Annotated in this window: 14 protein-coding genes; 1 reads left to right on the forward strand and 13 read right to left on the reverse strand. The window is 54.4% G+C overall.

From position 1 onward, the window contains the following. Positions 1-151 precede the first annotated feature (151 nt). The 3 genes from ccmI to F6R98_RS14845 are packed head-to-tail and all read right to left on the reverse strand — an operon-like array spanning position 152 to position 2,366. Positions 152-1,375: a c-type cytochrome biogenesis protein CcmI gene (gene ccmI / locus F6R98_RS14835; RefSeq protein WP_153249713.1), complete on the reverse strand. Its 1,224-nt coding sequence runs from the start codon at positions 1,373-1,375 to the stop codon at positions 152-154. 5 nt (positions 1,376-1,380) lie between these two features. Further along, on the reverse strand, positions 1,381-1,824 hold the full coding sequence (locus tag F6R98_RS14840) for a cytochrome c-type biogenesis protein (RefSeq protein ID WP_153251084.1): 444 nt from the start codon (positions 1,822-1,824) through the stop codon (positions 1,381-1,383). A gap of 5 nt (positions 1,825-1,829) precedes the next feature. Next, entirely contained in the window at positions 1,830-2,366 is a 537-nt protein-coding gene (locus tag F6R98_RS14845) for a DsbE family thiol:disulfide interchange protein (RefSeq protein WP_153249714.1), read from the reverse strand. 193 nt (positions 2,367-2,559) lie between these two features. Between F6R98_RS14845 and F6R98_RS14850 the strand changes: the two genes are divergently transcribed. Then, the gene (locus F6R98_RS14850) at positions 2,560-3,405 is read left to right on the forward strand and encodes a lysozyme inhibitor LprI family protein (RefSeq protein ID WP_153249715.1); all 846 of its coding nucleotides are present in this window, start codon (positions 2,560-2,562) and stop codon (positions 3,403-3,405) included. A gap of 121 nt (positions 3,406-3,526) precedes the next feature. Here the strand turns inward: F6R98_RS14850 and F6R98_RS14855 are convergent, their stop codons facing one another. From F6R98_RS14855 to rpoC, 10 genes are all read right to left on the reverse strand, one after another. After that, a complete protein-coding gene (locus tag F6R98_RS14855; RefSeq protein ID WP_153249716.1) occupies positions 3,527-4,297 on the reverse strand; it encodes a Nif3-like dinuclear metal center hexameric protein in 771 nt (256 codons plus the stop codon). After that, positions 4,294-5,376, reverse strand: coding sequence for an AI-2E family transporter (locus tag F6R98_RS14860; protein ID WP_153249717.1), 1,083 nt, complete (start codon positions 5,374-5,376; stop codon positions 4,294-4,296). Before F6R98_RS14860 ends, F6R98_RS14855 begins: the two co-directional genes overlap by 4 nt. A 228-nt stretch (positions 5,377-5,604) precedes the next feature. After that, positions 5,605-6,441, reverse strand: coding sequence for a phosphate ABC transporter ATP-binding protein PstB (gene pstB, locus F6R98_RS14865; RefSeq protein ID WP_153249718.1), 837 nt, complete (start codon positions 6,439-6,441; stop codon positions 5,605-5,607). A 93-nt stretch (positions 6,442-6,534) separates the two neighbouring features. Then, positions 6,535-7,860 (reverse strand): phosphate ABC transporter permease PstA, encoded by a 1,326-nt coding sequence (gene pstA / locus F6R98_RS14870; RefSeq protein WP_228124896.1) that lies wholly within the window; start codon positions 7,858-7,860, stop codon positions 6,535-6,537. Next, complete coding sequence (gene pstC / locus F6R98_RS14875) at positions 7,853-9,223, reverse strand: phosphate ABC transporter permease subunit PstC (RefSeq protein WP_153249719.1); 1,371 nt, start codon at positions 9,221-9,223, stop codon at positions 7,853-7,855. Before pstC ends, pstA begins: the two co-directional genes overlap by 8 nt. A gap of 189 nt (positions 9,224-9,412) precedes the next feature. Then, positions 9,413-10,345 carry an alpha-L-glutamate ligase-like protein gene (locus tag F6R98_RS14880; protein ID WP_153249720.1) on the reverse strand — a complete coding sequence of 311 codons (933 nt, stop codon included), beginning with the start codon at positions 10,343-10,345 and terminating at the stop codon, positions 9,413-9,415. Between the two features lie 32 nt (positions 10,346-10,377). Further along, a complete protein-coding gene (locus F6R98_RS14885; RefSeq protein WP_153249721.1) occupies positions 10,378-11,907 on the reverse strand; it encodes an inactive transglutaminase family protein in 1,530 nt (509 codons plus the stop codon). 18 nt (positions 11,908-11,925) lie between these two features. Next, positions 11,926-12,510 (reverse strand): ATP-dependent zinc protease family protein, encoded by a 585-nt coding sequence (locus F6R98_RS14890; protein ID WP_153249722.1) that lies wholly within the window; start codon positions 12,508-12,510, stop codon positions 11,926-11,928. Positions 12,511-12,715: 205 nt separating this feature from the next. Beyond that, a complete protein-coding gene (locus tag F6R98_RS14895) occupies positions 12,716-13,330 on the reverse strand; it encodes a c-type cytochrome (RefSeq protein WP_153249723.1) in 615 nt (204 codons plus the stop codon). A gap of 101 nt (positions 13,331-13,431) precedes the next feature. After that, on the reverse strand, positions 13,432-17,625 hold the full coding sequence (gene rpoC / locus F6R98_RS14900; RefSeq protein ID WP_153251086.1) for a DNA-directed RNA polymerase subunit beta': 4,194 nt from the start codon (positions 17,623-17,625) through the stop codon (positions 13,432-13,434). Positions 17,626-17,664: the final 39 nt, after the last annotated feature.

Below are 17,664 nucleotides of genomic sequence, written 5' to 3' on the forward strand. Positions count from 1 at the left end.
TTTATCTGCGCGCCCCAAAAAAAAAACCGGCTTTAAACTGTGCTTCGCTTCATTTCGTCGCTCGCCGCGGGGCGCATGCAAATAATAAATTCAGGAGTCCCCGGATCTTACTCTGAAGGAAGCCGGTTCCACCTCGGAGAACAACCAAACGCTACTGCACCTTTCTATCAATAACCACCTGATAACGCCCCCCTGTTACCGGCTTCAGCGCGGCACTCATACCCTGCAAATCCCCGGAAGACGGTGTGGCCTGCCCGCTATGCGAAATACGCGCGCCAACTATTATTTCCGGAAACGCCGATAGTTTCATCTCCGGACGCATGAACTGGGTATCGTCCAGCGTGATCTCCAAAGGTAAATCCTTCGCGAGTTTGCGTACTACCGCCAGCGGCATCGGCGGCCCGGAGGCTGCTCGCGCAAAAATAAACAGCGTATCATCTGGATACATCTGCTCCGCCCAACCTTCGGCCAAACGCACGCTGACGCGTATATTTTTAGCTCCGATCGCTGCTTTCTCACGAACATTGTCGGCAGGAGAGGACTCGGACCACCCTGTTTGCGCGCTCAACTGGGATATAAAGCGCTCCACCTGCTGAGCGGGCTTACTACCTTCCGGCAAGCGCGCCTTCAGCCGCCGCCAATAGTCGATAGCCACAGCCGGTTTGTTTTGCTGCGCCGCCAGCAACCCCGCCAGCCATAACCCTTCAGGATGATTGCGATCCTTTTCCAGTGCCGACGCGATTAGCTGCTCGGGCTTGCCGCTCAGGCTGCCTTCATGCGCCTCGGCCAAGGCCTGGGCATAAGCCGCCATCACATCTGCATTATCCGGCGCCAGCGACAGAGTTTTTTCCCAGGTAGCCAGCGCTTGCTCATACTGCTCTGCGAACTGATAGCTGCGCGCCAACAGCGCCCAGGATTCCATATCGTCCGGCTGGTTCTTGAGCTTTTCTATCAGGCCCGCGATGTTTTGCTGCAATTCAGCCGTGGTCATCTGACGATCCTCGCCTGCCGAGGCCTGCCCACGATAATCCGTCAAATCGGGCCGCCCCACATACAGATACAACGCAAAACCGAGCAACGGTACCAATAACAACCCCGTAAACAAAACCGCGCGTCCTTGCGATGAATTAGCGCTTGCCGGCTCTGAAACCTCGCTTAATTCATCAAGCAGCTCGCGATCCAGCTCATCTTCCAGCGCCTGAAGGTTGCCGCCGCCCGCTTCTTCGGTCAGCTCCGCGCGCCGCTGCCGATATATCGCCAGGTTCAGACAACGCCGATCTATAGCGGAATGCTGCCCACGTCCAAGCAACAGCGGTAGAAAAAAACTGCCCGCCGCCAATAGCATGCTCGATGCCGCAATCCAAAATCCGAACATGCCGCTCACTCTCCGAGCCGATTTTTCAAATCGTTCAGGCGCGCGCGCTCATCTACGCTCAGTCGCGCACCGGCAGCGCGCACACGTAGCCGCGCCTGATGACCCGCCACAGCCAGCGCGACCATCAGTACCAGCAGCGGCCCTATCCACAACAACACGGTTTGCAGTTTGAACGGTGGACGGTATAAAACGAAGTCACCATAACGGTCCACCAGAAACTGGCTGGCCTCCTGTTCACTCTTGCCATCATGTATCATCTTATACACTTCATCTCGTAAATCGCGGGCCAGATCGGCATCCGAATCGGCCAGCGATTGATTCTGGCATACCAGACAGCGCAGATCGCGCAACAGGTTCTCATAGCGCTGCTTTTCTTCCGGTCCGGCGAATTGGCGCACCTCAACGGCGAGCAGAGGCGCGCTGAACCAGACGATCAGCAGCAAAAACATCCGCGTCACGCAGTAGCCTCTTCGGCTTGAAGCTGACGAATCAACGGCAGCAAAACACCTTCCAGAACATCCTCCGTCACCGGCCCGATCTGCTTATAACGGATAACGCCCCTTTTATCGATTACGAAGGTTTCCGGCACGCCATATACGCCCCAGTTCATACCGACCTTGCCGTCCGGATCTGAAACGCTGATGCGATAAGGGTTACCGAGCCGCTGCAGCCAGCCCAACCCCGCTTCGCGCTCATCCTTGTAATTGAGTCCGTATAGCGGCACGTTAACGCGCCCGGCCAAAGCAAGCAGGATTTGATGTTCCTGCCTGCACGCAGTACACCACGATGCCCAGACATTGAGCAGGCTAACCTCGCCTTTCAGCTGCTCGCTGCCGAACTGCCGCTGCGGATCGTCCAACCGGCTTAACGTAAACGCCGGGGCCGGTTTTCCCACCAACGGCGACGGCACTTCATGCGGATCGCGCGTAAGTCCGATGGCAAGAAAAACCGACAGCAGTAGAAAAACAATCAGGGGTATTAAAAAACGCATGGTTAAAACTCTCAGGATTCTTTGGCTATTCTACAGCAGCCGGACGCCTCGGGCATCTGCATTATGTGCCAGATCATAGCGAGTGCTAAAGTGCTGCGCATAAACGGTATGTGCCATAAATCTTTTGCTTGACGAAGCGCGCCATGAACCGGTAGCTTACAGGGAAGGATGCATAGCGGGGAGATTACAGATCATGGAGCGGAAAATTGTCCTGCTGGTCATACTGACAGGCGCCGGCTTCATTGCCGAGGCCGAAAACGCCGCTCCGAGCTTTCCTTGCGACCGCGCAAAAAACTATGCCGAGACCACAATCTGCGCCACTCCCGGTCTTGCCGCCGCTGACCGCGAACTGGCTGAAATCTATCTGTCGGTGTCCAATCAAGGCGGCATCGACCCCAAGGCGTTGCGCAAGACCGAAGACCACTGGCTGGCCGATGTTCGTAACCGCTGCACAACCCCAGCCTGTATTCGCCAAGCCTACGCGGCACGGAAACAGGAGCTGCTGGAGCAGAGCGCCAGGGCGGTCAGCCCGGCGGCTTGGGAAGAAACCCGGCCGTTTCCGGTTCAGCCTGCTCTCTGGAGCGAGGTCATGGCGCTGGTCGGCACCTCTTGCGCCCGCCCCTATACCGACCACAAAGTCTTTCTGCACGGCTTCGATACACCGCAAGGGTTCCCCCCTTTCATGGTCATCAGGAACGGCGTAACCGTCGCGCCGGCAGAGAAAAACGGGAGCCGTTTCGCCTTCCTGATCAAGGACGGTGACAACACCTGCACAATTGTCGATGTCGTTGTATTACCTTCGTCGAAAGAGGCCACCAGCTTTTTACTGTGCAAAACCGAGAGTGATACGCTGACATCGTCCGGATTTGGCATGCGCAGGACAGGAGAAAAACGTCCTGCCGCCTACTGGTCGGTGGATGACGAGCCATCATCCGGCAAATCGCGAATTAATCGCGTTCCGCTGGACGTGCTGGGCCTGATAGGCGATAACGGCGTGATCTGCAGCGAAGCAGAATATACTGGCGGCGTTTTTGACTAGTTAATTTACCCCGGGAAAGTCAAAACCTCATTGGCTGAGCCCACAAATGCGTTATAAAATCATGATCCTACACTGGACTGCAAACCAGATAGCCAAACAGAACACCAGCATTGTGTCCTGTTCAAGCAGGATTTTCGCTATCGAAAAAAACCGTTTCGAGATTGTATTGCACGCCGATATGCCGCATCAAGGCCTGGATGCCGAAGCGCTCGGTGGCGTGATGCCCCCCCGCGAACATATGCAACCCGGCTTCGCGGCTTTCATGCCAATCGTGCTCGCTCATTTCACCGGTGACATAGGCGTCCAGACCTGCCGATTTCGCCTGCTTCCATGCGCTATTGGCGCCGCCGGTAATGATGCCCACGGTGTATACCGGCGCGTTTTCATCCGGCGTCGCCAGCATCACCTCATGCTGCAGTATAACGCGCAACTTTCGCTGTAGCTCGCAAGCTACAGGAGGAATATCAAAACACCCACGCACGCCTGTCGCGCTTCCCTGATGATCACCGAAAGGCAATAGCTCCATCAACCCCAAACGTCGCGCCAACGTCGCAGCATTCCCGAATTCCGGATGGGCATCCAGCGGTAAATGATAGGCGAACAGGTTTATGCCGTGAGCAACCAAAGGAAAAACGCGCCGGGCAAAAGGGCCGGTCAGCGGTCTCGCTCCATGGAACTTCCAGAACAAGCCATGATGAACTATCAAAGCGTCGGCGTTCACGGCCACGCAACGCTCAACGGATTCTACGGTAGCCGACACCGCAAATGCACATTTTGCTATGGTTTCCCTGCCTTCGATCTGCAAGCCATTAGGCGCGTAATCGGAAAACCCATCGATAGCCAGCAACGAACGCAAATCCGCATCAAGATTCTGGCGAGATACAGCTGTCATCCTGGCTCGGGCGGCAAGGGCTCGGCACTGACGGCCTCGGTCACCCAGTCGCGCCATACGGACATAAGCACCGCCATGACAGTCGGCCCCATGAACAAGCCGAGCAGTCCGAAGTTTTCAATACCGCCTAATATGCCGAGCAGAGTCCACATAAAAGGCAGCTCTACCGCCCCGCCAATCAACAACGGACGCACGTAATTATCAGCCAGCAGGATAATTACAAGTCCGAAGCCGAATAATAGAACCCCCACCAACAGCTTTCCCTGCGCAATCAACATTAACGCGCAGGCGCCGAAAATGAGTTTGGCTGCAAACGGTATCAGCGCAAAAATCCCTGTTACAACACCCAGCATGGTAGGATGCGGCAGGCCTGAAAAGGCGTAGCCTATTCCCAACAGCAGGCCTTCCCCCAAGGCAACCAGAACCAGCCCATTCACGGTAGCCCGTATTGCCGCCATGGCATGAAGCGCATAACTGACGCCTTTCTCACCGAATAAACGCTCGCCGCGCCGAAGCAATTGGGTGCCGACCAGTCCACCGTGGTAATAAATGAAAAACAACGTCATCACCATAATAAACAACCCAAACACCCTATGCGCTACCTGACTCGCCAGGGCCTTGGTATATCCCAGCCCTGCGCCGGTTCCGAGCCATTTCAAGGTTTCCTTCGCAGCGGCAGGGGAGCCGAGCAAATCATTCCATTGCGTGACCAGCCATGCGCCGATCATCGGTGTAGAAGCAAGCCATTCAGGAGCGGCGACGCCTGCATGCTGAGCATCGACCAGCACGTTACCCAGTGCATGGGCCTCCTGAAAAAACCGTCCGAAGCCATAGCTGAGCGGTGCTATGATAATGAGTGCGATCAACAGAGTCAGGCTTAACGCAGACCAAAGCCTGCTGTTGCCGAACCAGGAGGAAAGCCGCCGGTACGCTGGCCAGGTTGCAACTGCAAGAATAACCGCCCAAGCCATGAAACCCAGAAAACCGTGCAATATCCATGCGCCGCCGATAAAAACGGATAATGCGCCGATCAAACGCGCGCGGCCCTGTAACCGAAGTACAGCTTCAGATCTGTTCATTGAACCTGCTTGATTTTTTTCGAGAAAAAAAGGAATCGCTACAGTAAAAACTTGCCTGAAAGCCGCCACCATTCGCACACGGCACTGCGGAAACAGGCTAGACGCGCATTTTACATGATATGCCCATAGCTATGGGAAAGAGAATTAGCTGAGGCAGGAGTCCGACTCCATAGTCCAATCATGGGGCGCATCCATCAACGCCCCCATGCATTTTTACATTCGAAAAGCTTAGCCGAAACGGCCGGTAATGTAATCTTCGGTCAATTGATGACGCGGATTGGTAAAAACTTGCGCAGTTTCTCCAACCTCAATCAGTCTGCCCAAATGGAAATAGGCTGTCCTCTGCGAGACGCGCGCTGCCTGCTGCATGGAATGCGTTACGATTGCGATGGTGTAATCGCCGCGAAGCTCGTCTATAAGCTGCTCGATTTTTGCGGTTGCTATTGGGTCCAGCGCCGAACACGGCTCATCCATCAAAATGACTTCGGGATCAACCGCTATGGTGCGCGCGATGCAAAGGCGCTGTTGTTGCCCGCCGGACAACCCTGTACCCGGATGCTGGAGATAGTCCTTTACTTCGTCCCAAAGCCCGGCGCGGCGCAACGAGGTTTCCACGATTTCCTCCAGCTGCACCTTTCCGTTAGCCAGACCATGTATGCGCGGACCATAAGCCACATTATCGAAAATGCTCTTCGGAAACGGGTTCGGCTTCTGGAATACCATTCCTACCTGGGCGCGCAAGGGGACGACATCCATATTGGGCGCATAGATATCATGACCGTCGAGCATGATCTCTCCCGTCACACGACAGGCCGGAATAGTATCGTTCATACGATTCAGACAGCGCAGAAACGTCGATTTGCCGCAGCCTGACGGGCCGATCAACGCAATAACCTCATTGCGCCCGATATCCAGGCTTACACTTTGAATCGCGTGTTTATCGCCGTAAAAAACATCGACATCCCGGCATTGCAGCCTGGAATCCTGCGCATAAATATCACCCACCGTACCGGTAAAATCTCGACCCGCCAGCGAAGCCAACGACATTTTTTCTGGATTTTGCATCCTGATGCTCACTCTAATTTTAGGTTACAGCTTTATACGACAATGCCCGCCCCACCGAAATCATGCGCGGCACAAAATAAACTTCCCATGCCGCTACCAACGCCGTTCGAAACGTCTTCTTAAATAAACCGCCGTCCCGTTCATCAACACAAGAAACGCCAGCAATACCATAATCGCAGCCGAGGTTCGTTCGACGAACCCTCTTTCCGGACTATCCGCCCACAGGTAAATCTGAACCGGCAATACGGTAGAAGGATCCAGAAAATCTTTCGGTATATCAACGATAAATGCAACCATGCCGATCATTAACAACGGCGCGCTTTCGCCCAGGGCGCGCGACATACCGATAATGGCGCCGGTCATCATCCCGGGAATGGCCAGCGGGAAAACATGATGAAACACGGTCTGTAGACCGGACGCCCCCATACCCCAGGCTGCCTCGCGGATTGAAGGCGGAACCGATTGCAGCGCGGAGCGTCCGGCGATGATGATTACCGGCAGGGTCATCAGCGCCAGAACAACGCCTCCCACCAACGGCGACGAGCGTGGAACGCCAAAGAAATTGATGAATACCGCCAGCCCTAACAGCCCGAAGACTATTGACGGCACCGCGGCCAAATTATTGATATTAACTTCTATGAGATCGGTCCAGCGATTTTTTGGCGCAAACTCTTCGAGATAAATCGCCGTTGCCATACCCAGAGGCAAGGATAATGCCAGCGTAATTACCAGCACAAGAGCCGACCCAACAACGGCGCCCCATATGCCGGCCTGCTCCGGTTCCCTGGAATCCCCCGAACTAAAGAAAGTACGATTGAAACCGGCCGTCAACCTCCCGTCCTTTTTCAGCGTATCCAGCCAGACAATCTGATTATCATTGAGTTTTCTATCTTCTTCCGCAGCGGTCGTATCAACCCGCCCTTTAAAAAACAGGTCAACATCGTCTTTTACCGGAACCTTGATACTGATGCGCTGCCCTATCAGGGACGGATCGTGTTCTACCGTTTCCTGAAGAAGATGGGCAGCGGAGGTGCTCAGAAAACCATATAGCGACCGCTTTTCCTGCCGATCCGTTACCTCGGGGAAAAGCTCGGTAAGGCTTTGCTTCAGCAGCGCGCTATAATCGGCTGCCGCAAGCGCTTCCGCGCTTACCTTCCCGTCTGGAATGATGAGAGATTCATCCAGCGCTACATCCAGCCTCAGCTCAGTCTGAATAAATGCCGTATACCCATTCCCAACAATGCTGGAAAACAGTATGACCAGAAACAGCATGCCTAGCGATATGGACGCAACCCCGTACGCTCTGAATCTGAGTTCTGCGGCCCGGCGCCCCGCAAGGCCCTGATGCACCAGCCTGCGAGTACGTTCACTGCCGCTTTCCACAACTGCGTCTTCGCCCATTATGTTAATTCTACTCATATTGTTCCCGGTATTTACGAACGATGTGCAGCGCGAAAACGTTCAACGCCAAAGTGACCAGAAACAGCACCAAACCCAGCGCAAAAGCCGCAAGCGTCTTTGGACTGTCGAACTCCTGATCGCCGACCAGCAATGTCACTATCTGCGTGGTAACCGTGGTAACCGCCTCCAGGGGGTTGGCGGTCAGATTCGCGGATAGTCCCGCAGCCATCACCACGATCATGGTTTCACCAATGGCTCTGGAAGCAGCAAGCAGAATTCCGCCCACGATACCCGGCAGAGCCGCCGGCAAAATCACCTGCTTAATCGTCTCCGACTGTGTCGCACCCAGCGCGTAAGCTCCGTCGCGCAATGACTGCGGCACCGCATTGATAAAATCGTCGGACAGGGATGATACGAACGGTATGATCATGATACCCATCACCAGACCCGCCGCCAGCGCGCTCTCTGAAGAAACTGATACGCCGAAGTCGGCACCCACCCCCCGGATAAAAGGGGCTACGGTCAGTGCGGCAAAAAAACCGTAAACGACACTAGGAATACCCGCCAGAATTTCCAGCAGCGGTTTGAGTATCGCGCGCTGGCCGGCGTTGGCGTATTCGGCCAGAAAAATCGCGGATAGAAGACCGATAGGCACAGCTATGATCAGCGATATGGTCGAAATCAACAGCGTACCGGTAAATAGCGGTACCGCTCCGAATGCGCCGGATGATCCGACCTGATCCGCACGCATCGCAATCTGCGGGCTCCACTCCAGGCCGGTTAGAAAGCTCCATAACGATATGTGTCCGAAAAAACGCACCGACTCCAGCAGAACGGAAAGGATGATACCGAGCGTGGTAAAAATTGCGACCAGAGAACTGGCAACCAGCACCACCATCATCATGGCTTCAACTACATTTCTGGCGCGCTGTTCCTTGCTGATGCTATGCCGCGAAAAAACGGCTCCCAGCGTGGCGGCGGAAACCGCCGTAATTCCCAGCAAAATATTACTTTTGTCAGACAGGCGAATAGTGTAGTTTGCGGCGGCCTGTATGACTTCGTTTGCCGACGCATGGCCCGATGCGGCGTTGTGTATTTCATTCAGCAAAGCCTGGCGATCGCCTGATAATCCCTGCGCGTCCGTCGGCAGCGTTGAAATTACCAGCCAGTCCAGCACGGGACCTTCGAATATCAGCCATAGCAACACGACAGAGCCCGACGCGATGACCGCCCAGACAGCAACCATGTAACCGTAGTAATCCGGCAGCGAATGCAGAACACCAGGAAGCCCTTCCGATAGCTTCAGCGACCTGGCTTTCCCCCAATGGAACGCCAGCACGCACAGTGCCAGCAAGACAAACAGCAACGTCGTTTTTTGCATGAAAAACAGAACCAAAAGATGGGTGCGTTATCGTAACAACCGGTATCCTGCTGCTGTTATTCGCCGCCGAAAAAACCCGGTTCCGTGACCGGAACGCTGTTTTAACATCTTAGGCGTGCCGGCATTTCCAGACTGTTATTACAGTTTATCCTCGAAATATTACAACATTGCGTCATAACGGCATTTCGCTTAAACAAGCTGGCGCGCCAGCCTGATGCGCTCGTCCATGGACACGGGAACCGCCTTCAACGCTTCGATACGCCGCAAACGCGTCAATAATCCCTGTCTGTTTGCGAGCTGTATACCCAAGCCGGGGCGCGCATTCATTTCCAGCATTAATGGCCCCTGCTTTCTGTCCAGCACGATATCCACCCCCAAAAAATCCAGTCCGACCAGATCGTGGCTCCGCGCCGTTAACCGCAGTATGGTTTCCCATTGCGGTATTTCCAATTCGGAAATTCCGCTGCCGGTATCCGGATGCGCCTCTATCGGACTGTCTTTCCATACACCGGAAAAGGTGCGGCCCGTCGCCAGATCGATTCCTACGCCTATCGCCCCTTGATGCAGGTTGGCCTTTCCATCCGACAAACGCGTAGGCAATCTAAGCATGGCCATGACCGGAATGCCGCGGAAAACGATAGTGCGGATATCCGGCACGCCCTGAAAACTTACTCCTTCGAAAATAGGATCGAAATCGACCCGGTATTCGACCAGCGCGACGTCGCTTAAACCGCCCAGGCTATACATGCCGCTGAGGATATTTGCGACGTGATGCTCCAGCTCTTCCCTGGTCAACGCCACGCCGCTCGATAAACGATAGAACTCGCCATCGCATTCCGTCACCACCACTATACCTTCGCCGCCGCTGCCGTGTGCGGGCTTGATCACAAAATCATTGTACGGGGCCAGCACTTCATGCATGGATTCTATCTGATGCACGATTTCCACTACCGCGTACAGTTTCGGCACCGCGATGCCTGCCGCCTCGGCAAGCTCTTTGGTACGGCGCTTATCATCCACCAGAGGGAAATTGCGCCGGGGGTTTTCGAGCAGAATATAATCGGCATTGCGCTGATTGATCCCTAGTATTCCGCGAGCATGCAATTTTCGCCAGGGAAGCATGGCAGCTGCGCGTTGAAAAATATTGCTTCCCATTATTCCCAAAGTACGGCGCGAAAGCGCCACAATTCGGTAAGCCGGTAACCGGTGTAGCGCCCCAGCAGCAATATGGCGGCCAGAATAACCAGCAGCAACTCGGGAAATACAAAGGCCAGATGCGCGAGCACCTTGCTGCTCATCAGCAAATACCCCAGCACCGCCACCATAAGACTGCCCATGAACTGCTGGAACGCTTCGTAAGGACCTAGCTCTTCCCAGGTCAGTGAGGTGCGTTCTATGGTCATCGCCAGAATTACCATCGGGAACAGAGCGACCGAAACACCACTATCCAACCCCAATTTATAGCTGACTATGCTGATCGTCGTCATAATCAGGATTACCAGCGTCAATACGGCCGCCAGACGCGGCACCAGCAGCAATTTGAGCGATTCGAGATAAAAACGCACGATCAGGCCGATCGCAACCACGACGCTAAACAGCGCGACCCCCCACAACAGCTTGGTTTCACGAAATGCCAGCGCGATCAATATCGGCATAAAGGTGCCGAATGTCTTGATACCCACCACATTACGCAATATCACAACCAATAGGGCGCCCAACGGGATCATCAACAGTACCCGATAAATATTCTGAGTTTGCACCGGCAACGAAAACAGGGAAAACGCCATGACCCTCGACCCCAGCTGCTTTGCGCGCTGCTCGGCGACCAGCGCCATATCCTGGGAGTGCCGGCTGACTGAAAAAACCAGCTTGGGATTATATCCGCCATTAATGTCCAGAATCGGCGCATCACCGGTATGCCAAAGCACCGCGTCGCTGGGAAAATCGGTTTCCGCCGTCTGCGGGTTAATCGCCATCCATTCGTGACCGATGCGTACTTCCAGCCAGGGCGTCAGTTCCCCGTGCTTGACGCCGTCTCTCAGCATCAGCACGTGAGCCAATCTGGCGCGCACCCCTCCGCCGGCAAGGATGTAGATTATGCGTTTTACCTTGTCGTCCTCCGTCACGGTATCCTGCCGCAACAGGCTGACGTTTGCGTCGGGCGCGTCGTCATTAAACTGCATGACAACCTCCCGGCTGAATGAAAGCGTATCGGCGGATTTGCGCTTGGCCTGATCGAGTATCGCCTTTACTGCAGGACGTATCATGTCAGGGTAATCCGGCGACGTCATTTCCTCATTAAGCCGCGAGGATTGCGCTTCGCTTAGTGAACTGCCTGTCGCCAAATGTACGCGGTAATAAAGCACCTGGTCGCCCTCAATTTCGCGCACGGTCCAATGCGCATAGCGCTGCGACATTTTGTTGCTGGTAGTCAGTCCGTAATCGCTGGCAACAAAGTTCTCATCGACGATGGTATAACCTTTGGGCGCGCCAGGAAGCGCAAAATCTACGATAATCGGCTGATGATGATGCGGTCTGAAATCAATTCTTGCCTCGACCGTCCACACATCCGCACGCTCTGTGGGATGCAAGGGCAGTCCGAGCCAATGCACCTTGTAATAACAAAAAGAAAGCCCTACCGCAGTCAGCAATAAGGCTAATATCTTTACGTGCAGATTTCTCATCTCACGTCAACCGTATATTCAAGGAGTAGTTACACTGCGTTGTGCGCAAGGGTCGGCATCCCCGGTAAAAAGAAAGGTCGCATTGGCATCCACCAGTCCCAGGTCCTTGAGAAAGCTTCTACCCAACAGCACAGGATAATTGAATTTACTTCGGTCGACCAGATTAAACTCCTCTTCATAGTCCTTGCCGTTTTTGCATACCGTCATCATGACGACATCACGTTTGGATGATTCATTTTGATGACTTTTGATAACCGCCGTGCGCACCAACTCTCTTTCAACAACAATGGCCGGGAGTTGGCGCCCCTCTATATCCATCATGCTGAAACGCACCCATGGCCGGCCGTTTTTGGTGAAATGCTCCACATTATCCGCATGCAGAGAGGAAGTTTTGGCGCCGCTGTCCAGCTTTGCCGTTACGCGTCTGTGCCATGGCTCGAGAAAAACCGTCTCCAGCCATCCCATGACCGGACGCGGACCCGCGAACTTGTTTTGCCCGGAGGATTCCGGACCCAGCCGCGGTTCGTCATCTTCTTCGCAATAAGCTAGCGTATGCATGGAAATAAGCGACAACAATAACAATAGCGCCGGAAGCCGACTCATCTATTTATATCCTTTATACCCGGTTAACGTTTTAAACTGCAAGCGCATAATGAAACTCTCAGTTGCCCGGGCAATACCCCGCCGCGATGACCTCTTATCTATCCCCTCAACCCGGAAATATCAGCAGTCTGCCGTCGAATTTCGAACAGGGAAAATGCATCAGGCTCGCCATGCGAGCCTGATGCATTCATATCACCGCCAAAAACTAGCGTGGAAGTGTAACCAGTCCCTTGCTCTGGCTTGCGTAATAGGCGGCAACATCGACTATGTCGCTGTCATCCAGCATAGCCGACATACCATTCATCACCGGGCTTTTTCGCGCTCCCGATTTGTATTCCTTCAACGCTTTTATCAGATAGCTCTCGTGCTGTCCCGCCAGCCGGGGATTATTGACATCCAGCGTATTCCCGTCTTCGCCGTGACAGCCCGCACACATCCCTGCTTTTTCCTTACCTTTGACCGCATTGCCAGATACCGGGTTTTTCAAACCCAGACCACGAAACTTGGAAACGTAGGCCGCAATATTCCGATAATCCTGTTCGCTCAGCCCGGCGCTATTTCCCTCCATGCTGCCATGAACGCGGCTGCCGTTCTGCTGATAAGACTTGAGCGCGGAGACTACATATTCCGCATGCTGCCCACCTATTCGGGGCACCTGATATGCTGGAAAAGCATTACTGTAACCTTCGATGGCATGGCACCCTTCACAAGTCTGCGCGCGTTTTCTACCCTCATCGGCATCGTCGGCTGCAACGGCATCAAGGCTCGCAAAACCACCTAGAAGCAGCGCCAGCAATCCCATGTATTTTACTGTTCTCATTCTCAATCCAACCTTAATCTATCATCCCAAGAAAAAACATGCGTTGAACATATTAAACTACAATATGAATAGACATTGTAAGCGAATGCCGTATCACCAGCCTACATGTTAAGCGCCTGCTTCAGAGCAGCTTCCACTTCGCCGGTATCGATAGTCTGCGCTTCCGCTACATCCTCTTCCGCACCACGAGTCTTATCCTTACGGCTCAGATGGTAAGCGAGTCCGGTGCCCGCAGGTATCAAACGTCCTACGATAACATTTTCCTTAAGCCCCATCAGTTTATCACCCAATCCCCGTATCGCCGCTTCGGTCAGCACACGTGTCGTTTCCTGGAACGAAGCTGCCGAAATAAAGGATTCCGTTGAAAGCGACGCCTTGGTAATTCCCATCAAAATCGCCTCATAACAGGCCGGAATTTTACCTTCAGCCTCTACGCGCTCGTTTTCTTCAGCAAATCGGGCGCGATCAACCTGCTCTCCCTTAAGAAAAACAGTATCACCCGGCGACGTAATTTCAACCTTGCGCAGCATTTGACGTATGATCACCTCAATGTGTTTGTCGTTGATTTTTACGCCTTGCAAACGATAGACATCCTGTATTTCCTTAACCAGATAAGAAGCCAGATCGGCTACGCCTCTCAGTCTCAAAATATCGTGCGGCGTCAGCTCGCCTTCAGCTATGGTTTCGCCTTGCTCGACATGTTCGCCTTCAAACACGGTAACGTGACGCCATTTCGGTATCATCGCCTCATGCATTACGCCCGCAGGGTCGGTTATGACTATGCGGCGTTTGCCCTTGGTCTCCTTACCGAAGCTGATCGTACCGGTCGCTTCAGCCAGAATGGCCGGATCCTTGGTTTTGCGCGCTTCGAACAAGTCGGCAACACGCGGCAAACCACCGGTGATATCACGAGTTTTGCTGGACTCCTGCGGAATTCTTGCCAGCACGTCGCCCACTTCAACTCGATCGCCGTCGCGGATGCCGATAATAGCCCCTGCCGGCAGGAAATATTGAGCGGCAATTTCCGTGGAAGGAATCAGAATATCGTTCCCGTCGTCGTCTACCAGTTTAACCAGCGGACGCAGCTCTTTGCCCGCGCCGCCACGCTGTTTAGGATCGATAACCACCATGGAGCTTAATCCGGTTACTTCATCCGACTGCTCGCGCACGGTAACGCCATCGACAAAGTCAACCAGTTGAGCGCGGCCTTTCACTTCGGTAACAACAGGATGCGTATGCGGGTCCCAGTTCACCACGACCTGCCCGCCTCGAATCGCTGAGCCGTCCTTCACCGAAAGCACGGAACCGTAAGGTATCTTGTAGCGCTCGCGCTCGCGTCCATGCTCATCAATAACGCTGACTTCGCCCGACCGGGAAACCGCCACCAGCAAACCATCCTTGTTCTCTACCGTCTTCAGGTTGTTAAGCTTGATGGTGCCGCCGGATTTAACCTCGACATTGCTGATCGCCGCCGAACGCGATGCGGCGCCGCCGATATGGAACGTTCGCATGGTCAACTGCGTACCCGGCTCACCGATGGACTGAGCAGCAATAACGCCGACGGCCTCGCCGATATTGACCTGGTGTCCACGGCCCAGATCACGCCCATAGCAGGAAGCGCATACGCCATGACGATTCCGGCAGGTAATGACCGAACGTACCCTGACTATATCCACGCTGTAATCTTCCAGCACCGCCACCCAGGTTTCGTCCAGCAAAGTCCCTGCCGAGACAATAACGTTGTTGCTGCCCGGTTGCAGCACGTCCTCCGCCAGTACGCGCCCCAATACGCGTTCGGCCAGAGGTTCGACAACGTCGCCGCCTTCGATCAGCGGGGACATCAGCAAACCTTCGTTGGTGCCGCAATCGACATTAGTGATTACCAGGTCCTGGGCCACGTCGACCAGACGGCGCGTCAGATAACCCGAATTCGCGGTTTTCAGAGCAGTATCGGCCAAACCCTTGCGCGCGCCGTGTGTGGAAATGAAGTATTGCAATACGTCCAGACCTTCGCGGAAGTTGGCGGTGATCGGCGTCTCGATGATGGAACCGTCCGGTTTCGCCATCAGGCCGCGCATACCGGCAAGCTGACGTATCTGCGCCGCAGAGCCTCGCGCGCCGGAATCCGCCATCATGTAGATGGAATTGAATGATTTCTGCTGAATCACCTGACCGTCCTTGCCGACAGCCTGCTCGGTACCCAGTCCTTCCATCATGACCTTAGCCACCTGATCATTGGCATGAGACCAGATATCGACCACCTTGTTGTAACGCTCGCCATCAGTTACCAGTCCCGATGCATACTGGTTCTGAATCTCCTTAACTTCCTGTTCGGCTGCCGAAATAATCTCATGCTTGCGCGGCGGCACCGCCATGTCCTCGAAACCGATGGATACGCCGGCCCTGGTCGCATAAGAGAAACCCAGATACATCAGCTGATCGGCGAACACCACGGAAGTCTTTACGCCCAGCGTGCGGTAACAATGATTGAGCAGACGCGATATGGCCTTCTTGGTCATATCCTGATTCACCATCTCGAAGCTCATTCCCTCGGGAACGATGGTCCAGATAATAGCGCGCCCCGCCGTGGTTTGAACCCGGCGCACAGCCGGCGGCAGCAGCGCGCCGTCCTCGTCGAGCAGCACTTCGCGTATACGTACCGTTACCTTGGCCTGCAAATCGAGCTTGTGATTCTGATAACCGCGCAAAACTTCGTCGGTGTCCGAGAAAATCATGCCTTCTCCGGTTGCACCGACGCGCTCCCGGCTCATGTAATACAAACCCAGCACCACGTCCTGGGTAGGATTGATGATCGGCTCGCCGTTGGCCGGCGAAAGGATATTATTGGTCGCCATCATCAGCGTGCGTGCTTCCAGCTGCGCTTCCAATGACAAAGGAACATGCACGGCCATCTGGTCGCCGTCGAAATCCGCATTGAACGCGGTACAAACCAGCGGATGCAATTGTATGGCCTTGCCTTCCACCAGGGTAGGTTCGAAAGCCTGTATACCCAGGCGATGCAGGGTCGGAGCGCGGTTGAGCATAACCGGATGCTCGCGTATCACTTCATCCAGGATATCCCATACTTCCGGACTTTCGCGTTCCACCATTTTCTTGGCCGCCTTGATGGTCGTGGCCTGACCTCGAAACTGCAGCTTGCTGAAAATAAACGGCTTGAACAGCTCCAATGCCATTTTCTTGGGCAAACCACACTGGTGCAGCTTCAACGTTGGCCCGACCACGATCACCGAGCGGCCGGAATAGTCGACGCGCTTACCCAGCAGGTTCTGCCGGAAACGACCCTGCTTGCCCTTGATCATATCGGCAAGCGATTTTAGCGGGCGCTTGTTTGAACCGGTAATCGCGCGGCCGCGGCGACCGTTATCCAGCAGAGCATCAACCGATTCCTGCAGCATGCGCTTTTCGTTACGCACGATGATATCCGGCGCATTCAGATCCAGCAGGCGCTTCAGGCGGTTGTTGCGATTGATGACGCGGCGATAGAGGTCATTCAGGTCGGAAGTAGCAAAACGGCCGCCATCCAGAGGCACCAGAGGGCGCAGTTCCGGCGGCAATACCGGCAGCACGGTCATGACCATCCATTCCGGTTTATTGTTAGAGCTGATCAGCGACTCTATGGCCTTCAGGCGCTTGGTATGCTTCTTTATCTTGGTTTCGGAGTTGGTCGCATCGATTTCCTCGCGCAAACGCTGAACTTCTTCCTGAAGATCCATGGTTTTCATCATGTCGCGTATCGCTTCGGCGCCCATTTTGGCCGACAGCTCATCGCCGTACTGCTGCGTGGCTTCGTTGTACTCGTCATCCGTCAACAACTGACCGCGCTCGTAAGGCGTAGTACCCGGCTGAATCACGACAAAAGACTCGAAATAAAGCACGCGCTCGATTTCACGCAGAGTCATGTCGAGCAGCAGGGCGATTCTCGACGGCAGCGACTTTAAAAACCAGATGTGAGCGACCGGGCTGGCCAGCTCGATATGGCCCATACGCTCACGCCGGACTTTCGACAATGTAACCTCGACACCGCATTTTTCGCAGATAACACCGCGATGTTTAAGCCGTTTGTATTTGCCGCACAAGCACTCGTAATCGCTGACCGGCCCGAAAATCTTTGCACAGAACAATCCATCCCGCTCCGGTTTAAAGGTGCGGTAATTAATGGTTTCCGGCTTTTTTACCTCTCCGTACGACCAGGAACGTATCATGTCGGGCGAAGCCAGACTGATACGAATGCCGTCGAACTCTTCGGTCTGACTCTGACGCTTCAAAAAGTTAATTAGGTCTTTCACGCAAAACTCCTACATATTCTGTTCTGG

Origin of the sequence: Candidatus Methylospira mobilis (assembly GCF_009498235.1) — a bacterium.
Lineage (GTDB): Bacteria > Pseudomonadota > Gammaproteobacteria > Methylococcales > Methylococcaceae > Methylospira > Methylospira mobilis.